Source organism: Erwinia sp. BNK-24-b (assembly GCF_047456155.1).
Classification (GTDB): domain Bacteria; phylum Pseudomonadota; class Gammaproteobacteria; order Enterobacterales; family Enterobacteriaceae; genus Erwinia; species Erwinia phyllosphaerae.
The window spans coordinates 1-18,791 of sequence record NZ_CP179901.1 but is presented as its reverse complement, the minus strand read 5'-3'; the positions used below and the strand labels follow the sequence as shown (position 1 = coordinate 18,791).

Genomic DNA, 18,791 nt, shown 5'->3' with positions numbered 1-18,791 from the left:
TAGCCAGCAGCATCCATACGACTCAAGGTACGATCATGGCAAAAACCGCAGCAGCACTCCATATCCTTGTAAAGGAAGAGAAACAGGCGCAGGAAATTCTGGCACAGCTGGAGCAAGGCGCAGATTTTGAAAAGCTGGCCAAAAAGCACTCCATTTGTCCGTCAGGTAAAAAAGGCGGCCATTTAGGCGAGTTTAAACAGGGCGCCATGGTGCCGGCTTTCGATAAAGTGGTGTTTTCCTGCCCGCTTATCACGCCTTACGGCCCGCTGCATACGCAGTTTGGCTACCACATCATTAAGGTTCTGTACCGTAACTAACGACCGCCAGGGGATAATTGTCCCGGTCACGGTAGCGGCATAAAAAAAGCGCGGGATTTCCCCCGCGCCTGCAAACGTTAAAGCGCGGGCCAGCCCGCGCTTCTTATCTTAGCCAGCTACTGCAATACGTTTCATATCGGTCATATAGCCACGCAGCTTGCGGCCAACAGATTCGATAGGATGGTTACGAATAGCTTCATTAACGTCGCGCAGCTGTGCGTTATCGACGGAAGCGGAAGCTGTCGCCGCCTTGCCCAGATCGCCTGCCTGCAAGGTGGTCATAAACTCTTTCAGCAGCGGAACGGCCGCGTAAGAGAACAGGTAGTTACCGTATTCGGCAGTATCAGAGATAACCACGTTCATTTCATACAGGCGCTTACGTGCGATGGTGTTGGCAATCAGCGGCAGTTCGTGCAGCGACTCGTAGTAGGCAGACTCTTCAATAATGCCTGCATCCACCATGGTTTCAAACGCCAGCTCAACGCCTGCTTTGACCATTGCGATCATCAGCACGCCCTGATCGAAGTAGTCCTGCTCGGCGATTTTACCTTCAAACTGCGGCGCGGTTTCAAAAGCGGTTTTCCCGGTCTCTTCACGCCAGCCCAGCAGTTTTTTGTCGTCGTTGGCCCAGTCAGCCATCATGCCGGAAGAGAACTCGCCGGAGATGATGTCGTCCATGTGCTTCTGGAACAGCGGCGCCATAATGGTTTTCAGCTGCTCGGACAGCTCAAAAGCGCGAACTTTAGCCGGGTTAGACAGACGGTCCATCATCAGCGTGATGCCGCCCTGCTTCAGCGCTTCGGTCACGGTTTCCCAGCCGAACTGAATCAGTTTTTCCGCGTAAGCCGGATCGGTACCTTCAGCCACCAGCTTGTCGAAACACAGCAGCGAACCGGCCTGCAGCATACCGCACAGAATGGTCTGCTCGCCCATCAGGTCAGATTTCACTTCCGCTACGAAAGAGGATTCCAGCACGCCAGCACGATGGCCGCCGGTTGCGGCTGCCCAGGCTTTGGCAATCGCCATGCCTTCGCCTTTCGGATCGTTTTCCGGGTGCACGGCAATCAGCGTCGGCACGCCAAAACCACGCTTGTACTCTTCACGCACTTCCGTACCCGGACATTTTGGCGCAACCATCACTACGGTGATGTCTTTACGAATTTGTTCGCCCACTTCCACGATGTTAAAACCGTGCGAATAGCCCAGCGCGGCGCCATCTTTCATCAGCGGCTGGACTGCACGTACTACCGAGGTGTGCTGCTTGTCCGGAGTCAGGTTAACCACCAGATCGGCCTGCGGGATCAGTTCTTCGTAGGTGCCTACTTTAAAACCGTTTTCAGTCGCTTTACGCCATGAAGCACGCTTCTCTGCAATCGCCTCGGCGCGCAGTGCATAAGCGATATCCAGGCCAGAATCACGCATATTCAGACCCTGGTTCAGACCCTGAGCGCCACAGCCAACGATGACGACCTTTTTGCCTTTCAGGTAGCTTGCTTCATCCGCAAATTCATCGCGCGCCATAAAGCGGCATTTACCTAATTGCGCTAACTGGTTGCGCAGGTTCAAAGTATTGAAATAGTTAGCCATGGTAACTCCTGAGGTTGTGTTCGTCTTTTATTTGTCGGTGATGTGTATCACCCTCTTGATTCCCATCTTATGACAGGAAATGCATTGCTTAAATTGATATATTAACAACGTCATATTGCAATTACTGCAACGCTAAAATGAGGCCTGAAGCGCATGGATTTACGCGATCTAAAACTTTTTCTTCACCTGGCCGAAAGCCGCCATTTTGGCCGCAGCGCGCGAGCCATGCACGTGAGTCCCTCCACGCTTTCCCGCCAGATTCAGCGGCTGGAGGAAGATCTTGGCCAGACGCTGTTTTTACGCGATAACCGCACCGTTACGCTGACCGATGCCGGAGAGCAGCTGCGGCAGTTCGCCCAGCAAACGCTGTTGCAGTATCAGCAGCTGCGCCACGCTATCGGTCAGCATGGTCCGTCGCTGAGCGGCGAACTACGCCTGTTTTGCTCGGTGACCGCCGCCTACAGCCATTTACCGCCAATCCTTGATCGTTTTCGCGCAGAGCATCCGCTGGTGGAGATCAAGCTAACCACGGGCGATCCCGCCGATGCGGTGGAAAAAGTGCAAAGCGCCGAGGCCGATATCGCTATCGCCGGACGACCGGAAACGCTGCCTGCCAGTATTGATTTTACTGCGCTTGGCCCGATCCCGCTGGTGCTGATTGCGCCCGCGCTGCCCTGTCCGGTACGTAGCCAGGCCAGCCAGCCCGAACCCGACTGGACGCAGATTCCGTTTATCCTGCCCGATCAAGGGCCAACCCGACAGCGTATCGATTTATGGTTTCGCCGCCGCCGCATTGCCAGTCCGCTGATTTATGCCACCGTGGGCGGACATGAGGCGATTGTGTCGATGGTAGCTTTAGGCTGCGGCATCGCGCTGATCCCCGATGTGGTGCTGGAGAACAGCCCGGAGCCAATCCGTAACCGTATTCTGGAACTGGAAAACATTGATATTGTCGCCCCGCTGGAGCTGGGCGTTTGCGTGCAAAGAAAGCGGCTCAACGAGCCGCTGATTGATGCGTTCTGGAGCCTGCTTTAACCGGCCAGGAAGAAGCTGAAAGCCGGGTTAGCGGTTTCGTTGTGAAAATCGTAGCCCAGCGCGGTCAGGTGTTCTTCAAACTGCGGCTCGCTGTCGCTCAGTTCGAATCCTGCCAGCACGCGGCCATAGTCGGTGCCGTGGCTGCGGTAATGAAACAGCGTAATGTTCCAGTGCGTGCCCAGCGTCTGCAAAAAGCGCAGCAGCGCGCCGGGCGCTTCCGGAAACTCAAAGCTGTACAGGCGCTCGCGCAGCGGTTTGGATGGACGACCGCCAACCATATAGCGCACGTGCAGCTTTGCCATTTCATCATCGGAAAGATCGACCACCTTATAGCCGCCTTCATCCAGCAGCTGCAATATTTCACTGCGTTCTTCCAGGCCACGCGTCAGCCGGACGCCGACAAAAATGCAGGCGTTATCGGGATTAGCGAAGCGATAGTTGAACTCGGTGACTGAGCGACCGCCCAGCAGCTGACAGAACTTCAGAAAGCTGCCTTTTTGTTCCGGAATAGTTACCGCCAGCAGCGCTTCACGCTGTTCGCCCAGTTCGCAGCGTTCGGAAACATAGCGTAAACCGTGGAAGTTAACGTTAGCGCCAGAAAGAACATGCGCCAGACGCTCACCCTTGATCTGATGCTGCTGGATATACTTTTTCATCCCGGCCAGCGCCAGTGCGCCAGAAGGCTCCGCAACGGCGCGCACATCTTCAAACAGGTCTTTCATTGCCGCACAGATGGCATCGCTGTCTACGGTGATGATGTCATCCAGATATTCCCGGCAAAGCCGAAAGGTTTCGCTGCCGATGCGTTTTACCGCCACGCCTTCGGCAAACAGCCCCACGCGCGGCAGATCGACCGGTTCACCCGCTTCCAGCGCGGCTTTCAGACAGGCTGAATCCTCCGCCTCAACGGCGATAACTTTTATTTGTGGCATCAGCTGTTTGATCAGCACCGCCACGCCAGCCGCCAGGCCGCCGCCGCCCACGGGCACAAAAATGCGATCGAGATGTGCATCCTGCTGCAGCAGCTCCATCGCCAGCGTTCCCTGGCCCGCGATGACCATCGGATGATCGAACGGCGGCACAAAGGTGTAGCCCTTTTGCTCCGCCAGCTCGAGCGCTTTCGCTTTGGCTTCGTCAAAGTTAGCGCCAAACAGATAAGCCTCACCGCCAAACGCCCGCACGGCTTCCACTTTGATGTCTGCCGTCGCCAGCGGCATCACGATCAGCGATTTAATTCCCAGCCGGGTTGCCGACAGCGCGACGCCCTGAGCATGGTTGCCTGCCGAAGCGGTGACTACGCCGTTGGCTTTTTGCTCTTCGTTCAGCGAAGCGATCATCGCATAGGCACCGCGCACCTTGAAGCTGTGCACCGGCTGGCGATCTTCACGTTTAACCAGCACCGTATTACCCAGACGAGAAGAAATTTTCTCCATCTTTTGCAAAGGCGTCACCTGTGCGACCTCGTAAACCGGCGAACGAAGCACGGCTCGTAGATATTCCGCGCCGCAAGGCTCGGCGGGTAGCGGTTGAGACTCAGCCATTCTTTTTAGCCTCCCAGCTTGCTCTTATCACGTACCGCGCCTTTGTCCGCGCTGGTTGCCAGTAAGGCGTAAGCACGCAGAGCAAGGGAAACCTGACGCTCGCGATGATGAGGCGTATAAGCCGCGTCACCACGCGCCTCTTCCTCTTCACGACGGGCATGCAGCTCGTTGTCCGGCACGTCCAGCTTGATGCCGCGGTTTGGAATATCGATGTCGATCATGTCGCCATCTTTTACCAGCGCAATGGTGCCGCCGCTGGCCGCTTCCGGAGAGGCGTGACCGATAGAAAGACCTGAAGTGCCGCCCGAGAAGCGTCCATCAGTAATCAGCGCACAGCTTTTACCCAGGCCCATCGATTTCAGGTAGGTGGTTGGATAAAGCATTTCCTGCATGCCTGGCCCGCCTTTCGGCCCTTCGTAGCGGATAACCACTACGTCACCGGCAACTACTTTTCCGCCCAGAATAGCGGTTACCGCATCGTCCTGGCTTTCATACACTTTGGCCGGCCCGCGGAATTTGTGGATCTCTTTCTCCACGCCAGCGGTTTTAACGATACAGCCATCTTCGGCGATGTTGCCGTACAGGATGGCAAGGCCGCCGTCCTGGCTATAGGCGAACTCGCGGGAACGAATACAGCCTTCCTGACGGTCGTCATCCAGCGTGTCCCAGCGCGTATCCTGCGAGAAAGCCTGGGTGGTGCGGATACCGGCAGGGCCAGCACGGAACATCTTTTTCACCGCTTCGTCTTTGGTCAGCATGATGTCGTACTGTTCCAGCGTTTCGTTCAGGCTCAGGTTCAGCACGTTTTTGACGCTGTTGTCCATCAGGCCCGCGCGGTTCAGCTCGCCAAGAATGCCGAGAACGCCGCCTGCACGGTGCACATCTTCCATATGGTATTTCGGCGTGCTTGGCGCGACCTTGCACAGATGCGGCACCTTACGTGACAGGCGATCGATATCGGACATATTGAAATCGATTTCGCCTTCCTGCGCTGCCGCTAACAGGTGCAGCACGGTATTGGTTGAACCGCCCATGGCGATATCCAGCGTCATCGCGTTTTCAAAAGCGGCTTTGCTGGCGATGTTGCGCGGCAGTGCGCTTTCGTCATCCTGCTCGTAATAGCGTTTAGCCAGCTCGACAATGCGCTTGCCGGCATTCAGGAACAGCTCTTTACGGTCAGCATGCGTTGCCAGCAGCGAGCCGTTGCCCGGCTGTGACAGGCCCAGCGCTTCCGTCAGACAGTTCATTGAGTTCGCGGTAAACATACCGGAACAGGAACCGCAGGTAGGACAGGCAGAGCGCTCGATTTTGTCGCTGTCTTCGTCGCTGACGTTCGGGTTAGCCCCTTGGATCATTGCATCGACCAGATCCAGCTTGATGATTTTGTCGGAAAGCTTGGTTTTACCGGCTTCCATTGGGCCGCCGGAAACAAAGATCACCGGAATATTCAAACGCAGGGAGGCCATCAGCATGCCCGGCGTGATTTTGTCGCAGTTAGAGATACAGACCATGGCATCCGCGCAATGGGCGTTAACCATGTACTCTACCGAGTCAGCAATCAGCTCGCGCGAAGGCAGAGAGTAAAGCATGCCGCCGTGCCCCATCGCGATGCCATCATCAACGGCGATAGTGTTGAACTCTTTGGCGACGCCGCCGGAAGCTTCAATCTGTTCGGCAACCAGCTTGCCCAGATCGCGCAGATGGACGTGACCCGGCACAAACTGCGTAAAGGAGTTCACTACGGCAATAATGGGTTTACCAAAATCGTCATCGGTCATTCCCGTGGCGCGCCACAGCGCGCGGGCACCGGCCATATTACGGCCATGGGTGGTAGTGGCGGAACGGTACTTAGGCATGCTCATACTCCAGAATCAGACGGTATACGGACGCCAGACGGCGCCCGTCAATTTTCATTATTATGGGTTTACCGGATCTAACCAGCCCCATTTGTCTTCGGTTTCGCCAGTGAACAGCCCAAAGAAGGCGGACTGAATACGCGTTGTCACCGGACCACGTTTACCTTCACCTACCTGAATACCGTCTACGCTGCGTACCGGCGTGATTTCTGCTGCAGTGCCGGACATAAAGATTTCGTCGGCCAGGTAAAGCGATTCACGGGACAGCACCTGCTCGCGGACTTCGATACCCATATCTTTCGCCAGCTTGATGATGGCGTCACGCGTGATGCCCGGCAGCGCGGAAGAGGTAAACGGCGGCGTAAACAAAATGCCATCCTTCACTTCAAACAGGTTTTCGCCCGCGCCTTCAGAGATATAACCCTGTGTATCCAGCGCGATGCCTTCCTGATAGCCGTGACGACGCGCTTCGCTGCCTACCAGCAGAGAGGAAAGATAGTTACCGCCCGCCTTCGCCGCCGTTGGCAGCGTATTTGGCGCTACGCGGTTCCAGGAAGAAACCATCGCGTCAATACCTTGCTCCAGCGCTTCTGCGCCCAGGTAAGCGCCCCACGGGAAAGCGGCAATAATCACGTCGGTGCTGTAACCGTCCGGCGGGTTCACGCCCAGACCAACATCGCCGACAAACACCAGCGGACGAATATAAGCGCTGGTCAGCTTGTTGACGCGCAGCACTTCACGGCACGCTTCCATCAGGTCATCGACGCTTTGCGTCACCGGGAAACGATAGATTTTTGCTGAGTCGCGCAGGCGCTGCATGTGTTCACGATGGCGGAAGACTACCGGGCCTTTGTGCGAGTCGTAGCAGCGGACGCCTTCAAATACAGAGGTGCCGTAGTGCAACGCGTGGGACATGACGCTTACCTTCGCTTCTTCCCACTTAACCATCTCGCCATTGAACCAGATAAAGTCAGCTTTCTTCGTCATTCTTCTTTCCTTTCGCGCTCAGGCGCGGATTTGTTGTGTTGTCTGGTGTTGGATATGAACGGTAGCTACATCCATCAGCTTGCTTAACTGTGTCGACAGTAAGTCGACCGGACGTTGGCTGGCAACGGTCATTTCAATATTAATATTGCCGCTGTTTTCGCCAGAAGACATATTCATGGCGCAAATCTGGAAGCCACGATGGCGAACGACGCGCAGGATACGCTCCAGGATTTCGGGACGCGGACGCGCCTCAATGGATAACTGATGCTGCATCATGAGGTTTTCTCCATCATATTTTCGTTGCTGGCGCCCGGCGGCACCAGCGGCCAGACGTTTTCTAATTCATCAATGGACACGTGCAGCATATAAGGGCCTTTGCTGTTCAACATGGCGTCCAGCGCGGCTTCTACCTGATCTTTACGCGTAATGCGCTGGCCGGGAATGTCAAAGGCGCGTGCCAGCATCAGGAAATCCGGGTTATCAGACAGGTTGGTTTCGCTGTAGCGTTCTGAGAAGAACAGCTGCTGCCACTGGCGCACCATGCCTAAGCGCTGGTTGTCCAGCAGCACGATTTTCAGCGGCAGCTGCTTACGCTTGATGGTGCCCAGCTCCTGGACGTTCATCATAAAAGAGCCATCGCCCGAGACGCAGATGACCGTATCGTCAGGGCGCGCCACCTGAGCACCCACGGCGGCTGGCAGCCCAAAGCCCATCGTGCCCAGGCCGCTGGAAGTAATGAAATCTTCCGGCTGGTTAAAGCTTACATGCTGTGCCGTCCACATCTGGTGCTGGCCAACATCTGTGGTCACTACAGCGCTGGCAGGTTTACGATCGGAAAGCTGCTTTAAAAACAGCGGCGCATAAATGGCTTCGCCCGGGTGATCGTAACGCCAGCCGTGATCCGCCTTCAGCGCCTGCACGTGGTCGCGCCATGCAGTAATGTCTGTTGGATGATACAGGTCGGGTAATAACTTATTGAGATCGCCGCGCAGGGCAACATGCGCCTGGCGCAGTTTATTGAGTTCAGCCGGGTCGATATCCATGTGGATAACGCTGGCGTGGGGAGCGAATGTATCAAGCTTACCCGTCACGCGGTCGTCAAAACGCGCGCCCACGGCAATCAGCAAATCACACTGCTGCACGGCGAAGTTAGCCGCTTTAGTACCGTGCATGCCCAGCATACCCAGATAGCAGGCATCCTGAGGATCGGGTGCGCCCAGGCCTTTCAGCGTGGCGACAACAGGAATACCCGTTTCGCGGGCAAATGAGCGCAGTGCACCAACGGCGTTCGCCATACCTACGCCGCCGCCTACATACAGTACCGGCTTTTTGGCCTGGGCCAGCATAGCCCGCGCCTGCTGCAGCTCCTGATGAGGATGCTCTGCGTCATCTTCAACCGGCAGCAGATGCGCGGTCAGATCGCCGCTGGCTAACTGAATATCTTTAGGAATATCGATTAAAACCGGGCCCGGACGACCAGACTGTGCAATGGCAAAAGCCTCAGCCATCACTTCCGGCAGCTCTTCCAGAGACCCCACCAGGAAACTGTGTTTAGTGCAGGCCAATGACAAACCCAGCACGTCGATTTCCTGAAAGGCGTCGGTGCCGATCAGGCCGCCAGCAACCTGGCCGGTAATGGCCACAACCGGCACGGAGTCCATCATTGCATCCGCCAGGCCGGTAATAAGATTGGTCGCGCCAGGGCCAGAAGTTGCGATGCAAACGCCTACCTTGCCGGTAGAACGGGCATAGCCAATGGCGGCCATAGCAGCGCCCTGCTCATGACGGCACAGTAGGTGTTCGACGCCGCCATCATAAAGCGCGTCATAGACGGGCATAATTGCACCACCCGGATAGCCGAAAACCGTCTCGACCCCCTGCCCACGCAACGCCTGAACCACCCACTGAGCACCATTCATAGTTATTTCCCCGCCTCTCGCTGGGAACAACAGCATTTTATTCTACTGTTCATCTTCTGTTCCTCTGTCGTTAATACACTGGAAGCCCTGCCAAAAAAAAACCCCCGGACCTTTCGGTGCGGGGGTTCTTCTGAAATCAGGCTTGATTTTTAAGCCTTTCTTCCTCCGAGCGTAGCCCCGCACGGCGTGATAATAATCACGACGACGTTGATAATGACAAGGCTTAGGACTCGTAGAAGGGCTTTCATTTAGTTTCGATAAATTCACTTGTTCGAAGTAATGCCTACAGAGTTATCACAGTTAGCGGATCGCATTCAACTTTTTTCATCATTTTATTTTTTGGCGCAAGCCATGATTAATTAAAAAGCACTTATTAATCAACCCATAACCCAGATCCTGAAAATTATTCATTACGCACCCGACGTAACGTTTTATGCCGGTTATCGCCGCTGCTTTAACTTGCGAGATGCATCGAAAAATTATGCGCAACAATGTTGCCGCCAGCAATTTTTCTGCGAGCTGTCTTCGTAAACAAACATTGGGGCATCGTATTTGTATCCGCCAGCGGACAAAATAACGCCAAAAGGAGTTTTTATGTCGTTATCTATAGCCTACACCCGTGCCGCCATGGGCGTAGAAGCGCCGCTGGTCACCGTTGAGGTTCATCTGAGTAATGGTCTGCCTGCGCTTACGCTGGTTGGCTTACCGGAAACAACGGTAAAAGAAGCCCGAGAGCGTGTGCGGAGCGCATTGATAAACTGCGGTTTTTCTTTCCCTGCCAGGCGCATTACCGTCAATCTCGCCCCTGCGGATTTACCCAAGGAAGGCGGCCGATACGATCTGCCTATTGCCATAGCGATTCTGGCGGCCTCAGAGCAAATTTCCGGAGAAAAACTGGGGAAGTATGAGTTACTGGGAGAACTTGCGCTGACGGGGGCTCTGCGGGGCGTACAGGCTGCGATCCCTGCAGCGATGGCCGCAGCCGACGCTAACCGTGAGCTTATCCTCTCTTGCGATAATCGGGATGAGGTTGGTCTGGTACGTCATGCGCACAGCCACCTGGCAACCAGTCTGCTGGAGGTGTGTACTTTTCTGAACGGCCAGGCACCGCTGGAAAAAGCTTGCTATAACGCGGCCGCGCCCCTTTTCCCACCTGAAGACCTGAATGAAATTATCGGGCAGCAGCAGGCAAAAAGAGCGCTGGAAGTGGCTGCCGCCGGCGGCCATAACCTGCTGTTAATCGGGCCGCCTGGCACAGGAAAAACGATGCTGGCCATGCGGCTTGCCGGGTTGTTACCGCCGTTAAGCGACAATGAAGCGCTGGAGAGCGCCGCTATTGCCAGCGTGGTTAGCTCATCGCTCATTCAGCATCAGTGGCGTCAGCGGCCTTTCCGTGCACCTCATCATACTTCTTCACGCTATGCGCTGGTCGGCGGTGGAGCATTACCTAAGCCTGGCGAGATATCGCTGGCCCACAACGGCATCCTGTTTCTGGATGAATTACCGGAATTTGAACGTAAGACGCTGGATGCCTTACGGGAACCTGTCGAATCTGGCAGTATCTGTATCTCGCGCGCACGGGCAAAAGTAACCTGGCCAGCACGTTTCCAGCTGATAGCGGCCATGAACCCCAGCGCGACGGTACGACAACGTGTTCTGTCAGCAAGGAAAATTCAGCAAGCGCGTGCCGGAGCAATAAACGGAATGTTGAAACCGCATGAAATCCGTCAGCATTGTGACATTGAGGATAAAGACGCAAAGTGGCTGGAAGAGGTGTTAAGCCAGCTGGGACTTTCTGTACGAGCCTGGCAACGCATTTTGAAAGTTGCGCGCACCATTGCCGATCTGGCGGAAGAGAAAAGCATTAAGCGGGAACATTTACACGAGGCTTTAAGCTATCGTGCTATCGACAGGTTGTTAATTCACCTGCTCAGGAGCCTGGAATAAGGTTTTGCCTTGCAAAAAAGCGTTTATCACTGACAATAAAGGGGCCGAAGCCCCTTTATCATTAATCATCGCTGTCCGAATAGTCTTCCACACCTTCCATCTGCGGCTTGCCGCCGGAAAGCGTGTGAAAACGCTTGGGACGCTTGATTCGCGTCATATATTTTGACCAAACCCGTTCGGCTTCGGTTTGAGGCTCACGTATGCCACGGCATACCTCAATAAACAGACGCTCTTCTTCCGTTGCCGGTTCACGCTTTGCCAAATCCAGCTCGTTAAAAGCGTAACCATAACGCTCAAGAAGTTGAGCTTCTTTGATGGTGAAATCACCGTGACGCGAGAAACCGCGCGGGTAATGTTTATTATCAAAAAAACGATTCGTTGTTGCGAAGCTTTCCGCCATTTTACACGCTCCTAACTCTTTTATGGCCGTGCTATTTATGGCGCGGAGTATTAGATACGCTTGACAGAGTGTAAAACAAAACATTTAAATCATGACGACAAATGATTTTCAGGAGACGGATGTGGATACGGAATTATTAAAAACCTTTCTTGAAGTGAGCAGAACTCGCCACTTTGGACGTGCCGCTGAAGCGCTCTACCTTACGCAATCTGCCGTTAGCTTTCGTATCAGGCAGTTGGAAAACCAGCTTGGCGTCAACCTCTTTACCCGTCATCGTAATAACATTCGTCTGACCTCGGCAGGTGAACGGCTGCTCCCTTATGCCGAAAGCCTGATGAGTACCTGGATCATGGCGAAAAAAGAGGTAGCCCACACGCAGCAGCACCATGAGCTTTCCATCGGGGCCAGCGCGTCCTTGTGGGAGGCGTATCTGACGCCATGGCTGCAAACGCTGTATGAAAACCGGGAAGATTTGCATCTTGAAGCAAGGGTGGCCCAGCGACATTTGCTGGTGAAGCAGCTACATGAGCGTCAGCTCGATCTGCTCATTACGACCGAAGCGCCAAAAATGGACGAGCTTACCAGTCAGCAAATTGGCCATATCTCTCTTACGCTTTATCGTTCGCGAAAATCGGAGAAACGTGAGAAATATGACTACATTAAGCTGGAATGGGGGGCGGACTTTCATCAACATGAGAGCTACCTGGCAGGTGCCGATGATGTGCCGGTCTTGACGACAACCTCGGCTCATTTGACGCGTCAGCTGCTGCATACAACCGGTGCCTGCGCTTTCTTACCGGATCTCTGGCACAGCGAATATGCGGATCTGATTGTGATCCCCGATACGCCTGTCGCCGTCAGGCCGCTTTATGCAGTCTGGTTACAAAACAGCGATCAGCAGGCGCATATCCGACAGCTGCTAAAGTTCCCGGTCAATACGCCATAGTTCAACGCATTAGATGGTCAGGTCTCTGACCATCCAGATAGTTCAACGCAGCAGATGGTCAGGTCTCTGGCCATCTGCCATTATTCAGCGCAGCAGATGAACAAGTCTCTGGTTATTTCATAGTTCAGCGCAGCAGCTGAGCAAATTTATGGCTATTTACCCTATCTCAGCACAGCAGAGATCAACAAAGTCTGGGTCATTGGCTATATTTCAGCACAGTAGATAAACAAAGCCTGGATCGTTGATCCATAGCTTAGTGCTATAGATGGGAAGATCTCTGGCCATTCTGGTTTTATTTTGAATAGCGTATCTACGTTTTTGCTAAGATTTTTTGCTAAAAAAGAAGTGAATGAAAAAAAGAAAAGATACAGAAAGACATTTTCAGGACAAAAAAAATCCTTTGCCGAAGCAAAGGATTATTTTTTATTTGGCAGGGGCGGAGAGACTCGAACTCCCAACACCCGGTTTTGGAGACCGGTGCTCTACCAATTGAACTACGCCCCTAAAAGGGTGGCGGAACGGACGGGGCTCGAACCCGCGACCCCCTGCGTGACAGGCAGGTATTCTAACCAACTGAACTACCGCTCCACCGATTCTGTACTGAACTCAGAATGTTGCCTCTGATATCAGGTGTTTCGCCCTTTCCATGTCACCGGAAAGGTCATGACCATAAATGGTCTAATTTGATGCCTGGCAGTTCCCTACTCTCGCATGGGGAGGCCCCACACTACCATCGGCGCTACGGCGTTTCACTTCTGAGTTCGGCATGGGGTCAGGTGGGACCACCGCGCTAAAGCCGCCAGGCAAATTCTGTTCTTCACGCCGCCACAGGCCGCGCAAAGTTATCCGGGAACAAAGCTGAAAATTGTGTGTCTCTCAACACTGCCAGAACGCTTCTGGCGTTGTAAGGTTAAGCCTCACGGGTCATTAGTACCGGTTAGCTCAACGCATCGCTGCGCTTACACATCCGGCCTATCAACGTCGTCGTCTTCAACGTCCCTTCAGGTGGCGTATAGCCACAGGGAGAACTCATCTCGAGGCAAGTTTCGCGCTTAGATGCTTTCAGCGCTTATCTTTTCCGCACTTAGCTACCGGGCAATGCCACTGGCGTGACAACCCGAACACCAGCGGTGCGTTCACTCCGGTCCTCTCGTACTAGGAGCAACCCCTCTCAATTCTCCAGCGCCCACGGCAGATAGGGACCGAACTGTCTCACGACGTTCTAAACCCAGCTCGCGTACCACTTTAAACGGCGAACAGCCGTACCCTTGGGACCTACTTCAGCCCCAGGATGTGATGAGCCGACATCGAGGTGCCAAACACCGCCGTCGATATGAACTCTTGGGCGGTATCAGCCTGTTATCCCCGGAGTACCTTTTATCCGTTGAGCGATGGCCCTTCCATACAGAACCACCGGATCACTATGACCTGCTTTCGCACCTGCTCGAGCCGTCACTCTCGCAGTCAAGCCAGCTTATGCCATTGCACTAACCTCACGATGTCCGACCGTGATTAGCTGACCTTCGTGCTCCTCCGTTACTCTTTGGGAGGAGACCGCCCCAGTCAAACTACCCACCAGACACTGTCCCCACGCCAGATTATGGCGCCAGGTTAGAACATCAAACGTTAAAGGGTGGTATTTCAAGGATGGCTCCACGCAGACTGGCGTCCACGCTTCAAAGCCTCCCACCTATCCTACACATCAAGGCTCAATGTTCAGTGTCAAGCTGTAGTAAAGGTTCACGGGGTCTTTCCGTCTTGCCGCGGGTACACTGCATCTTCACAGCGAGTTCAATTTCACTGAGTCTCGGGTGGAGACAGCCTGGCCATCATTACGCCATTCGTGCAGGTCGGAACTTACCCGACAAGGAATTTCGCTACCTTAGGACCGTTATAGTTACGGCCGCCGTTTACCGGGGCTTCGATCAAGAGCTTCTCCTTGCGGATAACCCCATCAATTAACCTTCCGGCACCGGGCAGGCGTCACACCGTATACGTCCACTTTCGTGTTTGCACAGTGCTGTGTTTTTAATAAACAGTTGCAGCCAGCTGGTATCTTCGACTGGCTTCGGCTCGGGGAGCAAGTCCCTCCACCTACGCGCCAGCGTGCCTTCTCCCGAAGTTACGGCACCATTTTGCCTAGTTCCTTCACCCGAGTTCTCTCAAGCGCCTTGGTATTCTCTACCTGACCACCTGTGTCGGTTTGGGGTACGATTCTGTGTTACCTGGAGCTTAGAGGCTTTTCCTGGAAGCAGGGCATCTGTTACTTCAGCACCGTAGTGCCTCGTCGTCACGCCTCAGCCTTAAGCATCCGGATTTGCCTGGATGCTCAGCCTACACGCTTAAACCGGGACAACCGTCGCCCGGCCAACATAGCCTTCTCCGTCCCCCCTTCGCAGTAACACCGAGTACAGGAATATTAACCTGTTTCCCATCGACTACGCCTTTCGGCCTCGCCTTAGGGGTCGACTCACCCTGCCCCGATTAACGTTGGACAGGAACCCTTGGTCTTCCGGCGAGCGGGCTTTTCACCCGCTTTATCGTTACTTATGTCAGCATTCGCACTTCTGATACCTCCAGCAGCCCTCACAGGCCACCTTCGACGGCTTACAGAACGCTCCCCTACCCAACAACACATAGTGTCGCTGCCGCAGCTTCGGTGCATGGTTTAGCCCCGTTACATCTTCCGCGCAGGCCGACTCGACCAGTGAGCTATTACGCTTTCTTTAAATGATGGCTGCTTCTAAGCCAACATCCTGGCTGTCTGTGCCTTCCCACATCGTTTCCCACTTAACCATGACTTTGGGACCTTAGCTGGCGGTCTGGGTTGTTTCCCTCTTCACGACGGACGTTAGCACCCGCCGTGTGTCTCCCGTGATAACATTCTCCGGTATTCGCAGTTTGCATCGGGTTGGTAAGCCGGGATGGCCCCCTAGCCGAAACAGTGCTCTACCCCCGGAGATGAATTCACGAGGCGCTACCTAAATAGCTTTCGGGGAGAACCAGCTATCTCCCGGTTTGATTGGCCTTTCACCCCCAGCCACAGGTCATCCGCTAATTTTTCAACATTAGTCGGTTCGGTCCTCCAGTTAGTGTTACCCAACCTTCAACCTGCCCATGGCTAGATCACCGGGTTTCGGGTCTATACCCTGCAACTTAACGCCCAGTTAAGACTCGGTTTCCCTGCGGCTCCCCTATACGGTTAACCTTGCTACAGAATATAAGTCGCTGACCCATTATACAAAAGGTACGCAGTCACACCACAAGGGTGCTCCCACTGCTTGTACGTACACGGTTTCAGGTTCTGTTTCACTCCCCTCGCCGGGGTTCTTTTCGCCTTTCCCTCACGGTACTGGTTCACTATCGGTCAGTCAGGAGTATTTAGCCTTGGAGGATGGTCCCCCCATCTTCAGACAGGATATCACGTGTCCCGCCCTACTCTTCGAACTCACAGCAAGTGTATCTTCGTGTACGGGAGTATCACCCTGTACCCTGCGACTTTCCAGACGCTTCCACTGACACACAAACTGATGATGGTTCCGGGCTGTTCCCCGTTCGCTCGCCGCTACTGGGGGAATCTCGGTTGATTTCTTTTCCTCTGGGTACTTAGATGTTTCAGTTCCCCAGGTTCGCCTTGCAGCACTATGTATTCATGCTGCAATGATGCACAAGTGCACCGGGTTTCCCCATTCGGGTATCGTCGGTTGTAACGGTTCATATCACCTTACCGACGCTTATCGCAGATTAGCACGCCCTTCATCGCCTCTGACTGCCAGGGCATCCACCGTGTACGCTTAGTCACTTAACCTCACAACCCACAAGCGTCCCGAAAGGACACATTGCTGTTGCAGGCATTGAGAGACTCGACCACATCGCTCTGTTCATTCTTATTACGGAGAATGAACGCGACGCGTCGTTTCAATTTTCAGCTTGTTCCGGATTGTTAAAGAGCAAATATCTCAAACGTGGCTCGTAAGCCAGTTTTGAGATAGTGTTGTAAACTGCATGGTGGAGCTAAGCGGGATCGAACCGCTGACCTCCTGCGTGCAAGGCAGGCGCTCTCCCAGCTGAGCTATAGCCCCATACAGTTACTGCAGAGACCATCTACCACTCCACCAGGTCACGTTTTTCCTTGCGGAAAACCGCAGCAGCATCTCTCCTGCGAAAGATGCAATTCTTTTCTGGTCAAGGCGTGGCTTCGCGCCGCATATCACGATATGCAAGTGAAGTCACAACGCAGGACAGGAAAGAATCTGGTAGGCCTGAGTGGACTTGAACCACCGACCTCACCCTTATCAGGGGTGCGCTCTAACCACCTGAGCTACAAGCCTGTAGAGGTTTTTTCTGCTCGTTACTTTTCTATCAGACAATCTGTGTGAGCACTTCGCACGACGGTATCTTCAGGTAAGGAGGTGATCCAACCGCAGGTTCCCCTACGGTTACCTTGTTACGACTTCACCCCAGTCATGAATCACAAAGTGGTAAGCGCCCTCCCGAAGGTTAAGCTACCTACTTCTTTTGCAACCCACTCCCATGGTGTGACGGGCGGTGTGTACAAGGCCCGGGAACGTATTCACCGTGGCATTCTGATCCACGATTACTAGCGATTCCGACTTCACGGAGTCGAGTTGCAGACTCCGATCCGGACTACGACGCACTTTATGAGGTCCGCTTGCTCTCGCGAGGTCGCTTCTCTTTGTATGCGCCATTGTAGCACGTGTGTAGCCCTGGCCGTAAGGGCCATGATGACTTGACGTCATCCCCACCTTCCTCCGGTTTATCACCGGCAGTCTCCTTTGAGTTCCCGACCGAATCGCTGGCAACAAAGGATAAGGGTTGCGCTCGTTGCGGGACTTAACCCAACATTTCACAACACGAGCTGACGACAGCCATGCAGCACCTGTCTCACGGTTCCCGAAGGCACTAAGGCATCTCTGCCAAATTCCGTGGATGTCAAGGCCAGGTAAGGTTCTTCGCGTTGCATCGAATTAAACCACATGCTCCACCGCTTGTGCGGGCCCCCGTCAATTCATTTGAGTTTTAACCTTGCGGCCGTACTCCCCAGGCGGTCGACTTAACGCGTTAGCTCCGGAAGCCACGCCTCAAGGGCACAACCTCCAAGTCGACATCGTTTACGGCGTGGACTACCAGGGTATCTAATCCTGTTTGCTCCCCACGCTTTCGCACCTGAGCGTCAGTCTTCGTCCAGGGGGCCGCCTTCGCCACCGGTATTCCTCCAGATCTCTACGCATTTCACCGCTACACCTGGAATTCTACCCCCCTCTACGAGACTCTAGCCTGCCAGTTTCGAATGCAGTTCCCGGGTTGAGCCCGGGGATTTCACATCCGACTTGACAGACCGCCTGCGTGCGCTTTACGCCCAGTAATTCCGATTAACGCTTGCACCCTCCGTATTACCGCGGCTGCTGGCACGGAGTTAGCCGGTGCTTCTTCTGCGGGTAACGTCAATGACAGAGCGTATTAAGCTCTGTCCCTTCCTCCCCGCTGAAAGTACTTTACAACCCGAAGGCCTTCTTCATACACGCGGCATGGCTGCATCAGGCTTGCGCCCATTGTGCAATATTCCCCACTGCTGCCTCCCGTAGGAGTCTGGACCGTGTCTCAGTTCCAGTGTGGCTGGTCATCCTCTCAGACCAGCTAGGGATCGTTGCCTAGGTGAGCCGTTACCCCACCTACTAGCTAATCCCATCTGGGTTCATCCGATAGTGAGAGGCCCGAAGGTCCCCCTCTTTGGTCTTGCGACGTTATGCGGTATTAGCCACCGTTTCCAGTGGTTATCCCCCTCTATCGGGCAGATCCCCAGACATTACTCACCCGTCCGCCACTCGTCACCCGAAGAGCAAGCTCTTCTGTGCTACCGTTCGACTTGCATGTGTTAGGCCTGCCGCCAGCGTTCAATCTGAGCCATGATCAAACTCTTCAATTTAAGTTTGATTTGCTGCAACAAGTGCAGCGATGCTCAAGTGTAAAACGTCATAATGAATTTTCATTATGTGTTCACTCTTAAGACTTGATATTTTTTGCGTCCGGAGACGCTGATATCAATCCTGCGAGTGCCCACACAGATTGTCTGATAAATTGTTAAAGAGCGTTGCCACATATCTCGTGTGGCGCGGGGTGCAGATGTTACGCTTTCCCGCTGTAGAGTCAAGGAATTTCTCACTTTTCTCTTTCTAACCCGGCGACTCGTAAGCCGTTGTTCCGTGTCAGTGGAGGCGCATTATAGGGAGTTCTC

The 18,791-nt window shown here is 54.1% G+C and carries 12 protein-coding genes, 4 tRNA genes and 3 rRNA genes; 4 read left to right on the top strand and 15 right to left on the bottom strand.

Annotation, left to right across the window (positions count from 1 at the left end):
* The first annotated feature begins 35 nt into the window (after positions 1 to 35).
* Positions 36 to 317, top strand: coding sequence for a peptidylprolyl isomerase PpiC (ppiC, locus tag ACMGGR_RS00095; RefSeq protein WP_246762461.1), 282 nt, complete (start codon positions 36 to 38; stop codon positions 315 to 317).
* Positions 318 to 425: 108 nt separating this feature from the next.
* Here ppiC and ilvC read toward each other — a convergent pair whose 3' ends face one another.
* On the bottom strand, positions 426 to 1,904 hold the full coding sequence (ilvC, locus tag ACMGGR_RS00090; RefSeq protein ID WP_414147892.1) for a ketol-acid reductoisomerase: 1,479 nt from the start codon (positions 1,902 to 1,904) through the stop codon (positions 426 to 428).
* Positions 1,905 to 2,057: 153 nt separating this feature from the next.
* Between ilvC and ilvY the strand changes: the two genes are divergently transcribed.
* Complete coding sequence (ilvY, locus tag ACMGGR_RS00085) at positions 2,058 to 2,939, top strand: HTH-type transcriptional activator IlvY (protein WP_246762457.1); 882 nt, start codon at positions 2,058 to 2,060, stop codon at positions 2,937 to 2,939.
* On the opposite strand, the gene ilvA is transcribed toward ilvY, so the two are convergent.
* The 6 genes from ilvA to ACMGGR_RS00055 form a co-directional block, all read right to left on the bottom strand.
* Complete coding sequence (gene ilvA, locus ACMGGR_RS00080) at positions 2,936 to 4,480, bottom strand: threonine ammonia-lyase, biosynthetic (protein ID WP_246762456.1); 1,545 nt, start codon at positions 4,478 to 4,480, stop codon at positions 2,936 to 2,938. The two genes, ilvY and ilvA, sit on opposite strands and share 4 nt — an antisense overlap.
* A 5-nt stretch (positions 4,481 to 4,485) precedes the next feature.
* Positions 4,486 to 6,336 (bottom strand): dihydroxy-acid dehydratase, encoded by a 1,851-nt coding sequence (gene ilvD, locus ACMGGR_RS00075; protein WP_246762449.1) that lies wholly within the window; start codon positions 6,334 to 6,336, stop codon positions 4,486 to 4,488.
* 60 nt (positions 6,337 to 6,396) lie between these two features.
* Positions 6,397 to 7,323 carry a branched-chain amino acid transaminase gene (locus tag ACMGGR_RS00070; protein WP_246762447.1) on the bottom strand — a complete coding sequence of 309 codons (927 nt, stop codon included), beginning with the start codon at positions 7,321 to 7,323 and terminating at the stop codon, positions 6,397 to 6,399.
* A gap of 18 nt (positions 7,324 to 7,341) precedes the next feature.
* Positions 7,342 to 7,599, bottom strand: coding sequence for an acetolactate synthase 2 small subunit (ilvM, locus tag ACMGGR_RS00065; protein WP_246762446.1), 258 nt, complete (start codon positions 7,597 to 7,599; stop codon positions 7,342 to 7,344).
* Positions 7,596 to 9,242, bottom strand: a complete 1,647-nt coding sequence (gene ilvG / locus ACMGGR_RS00060) for an acetolactate synthase 2 catalytic subunit (RefSeq protein WP_414147891.1) — start codon at positions 9,240 to 9,242, stop codon at positions 7,596 to 7,598. The genes ilvM and ilvG overlap by 4 nt, the downstream gene beginning before the upstream one ends.
* A gap of 149 nt (positions 9,243 to 9,391) precedes the next feature.
* Positions 9,392 to 9,490, bottom strand: a complete 99-nt coding sequence (locus ACMGGR_RS00055) for an IlvGEDA operon leader peptide (RefSeq protein WP_125290746.1) — start codon at positions 9,488 to 9,490, stop codon at positions 9,392 to 9,394.
* Between the two features lie 346 nt (positions 9,491 to 9,836).
* Between ACMGGR_RS00055 and ACMGGR_RS00050 the strand changes: the two genes are divergently transcribed.
* Positions 9,837 to 11,189: a YifB family Mg chelatase-like AAA ATPase gene (locus tag ACMGGR_RS00050; RefSeq protein WP_414147890.1), complete on the top strand. Its 1,353-nt coding sequence runs from the start codon at positions 9,837 to 9,839 to the stop codon at positions 11,187 to 11,189.
* Between the two features lie 61 nt (positions 11,190 to 11,250).
* Here ACMGGR_RS00050 and ACMGGR_RS00045 read toward each other — a convergent pair whose 3' ends face one another.
* Positions 11,251 to 11,589, bottom strand: coding sequence for a DUF413 domain-containing protein (locus ACMGGR_RS00045; protein WP_246762429.1), 339 nt, complete (start codon positions 11,587 to 11,589; stop codon positions 11,251 to 11,253).
* 121 nt (positions 11,590 to 11,710) lie between these two features.
* On the opposite strand from ACMGGR_RS00045, the gene hdfR reads away from it, so the two are divergent.
* Entirely contained in the window at positions 11,711 to 12,535 is an 825-nt protein-coding gene (hdfR, locus tag ACMGGR_RS00040; RefSeq protein WP_246762428.1) for an HTH-type transcriptional regulator HdfR, read from the top strand.
* Between the two features lie 428 nt (positions 12,536 to 12,963).
* Here the strand turns inward: hdfR and ACMGGR_RS00035 are convergent.
* The 7 genes from ACMGGR_RS00035 to ACMGGR_RS00005 all read right to left on the bottom strand — a co-directional run bounded on the left by ACMGGR_RS00035 (position 12,964) and on the right by ACMGGR_RS00005 (position 18,482).
* A tRNA-Trp gene (locus ACMGGR_RS00035) sits at positions 12,964 to 13,039 on the bottom strand.
* Between the two features lie 7 nt (positions 13,040 to 13,046).
* Positions 13,047 to 13,123, bottom strand: a tRNA-Asp gene (locus tag ACMGGR_RS00030).
* A gap of 100 nt (positions 13,124 to 13,223) precedes the next feature.
* Positions 13,224 to 13,339 (bottom strand): 5S ribosomal RNA (gene rrf, locus ACMGGR_RS00025).
* A 102-nt stretch (positions 13,340 to 13,441) separates the two neighbouring features.
* Positions 13,442 to 16,343, bottom strand: a 23S ribosomal RNA gene (locus ACMGGR_RS00020).
* Between the two features lie 198 nt (positions 16,344 to 16,541).
* Positions 16,542 to 16,617 (bottom strand) — tRNA-Ala (locus ACMGGR_RS00015).
* Positions 16,618 to 16,789: 172 nt separating this feature from the next.
* Positions 16,790 to 16,866 (bottom strand) — tRNA-Ile (locus ACMGGR_RS00010).
* A gap of 74 nt (positions 16,867 to 16,940) precedes the next feature.
* Positions 16,941 to 18,482, bottom strand: a 16S ribosomal RNA gene (locus tag ACMGGR_RS00005).
* Together the 16S, 23S and 5S rRNA genes with 4 tRNA genes alongside form the textbook arrangement of a ribosomal RNA operon.
* Positions 18,483 to 18,791: the final 309 nt, after the last annotated feature.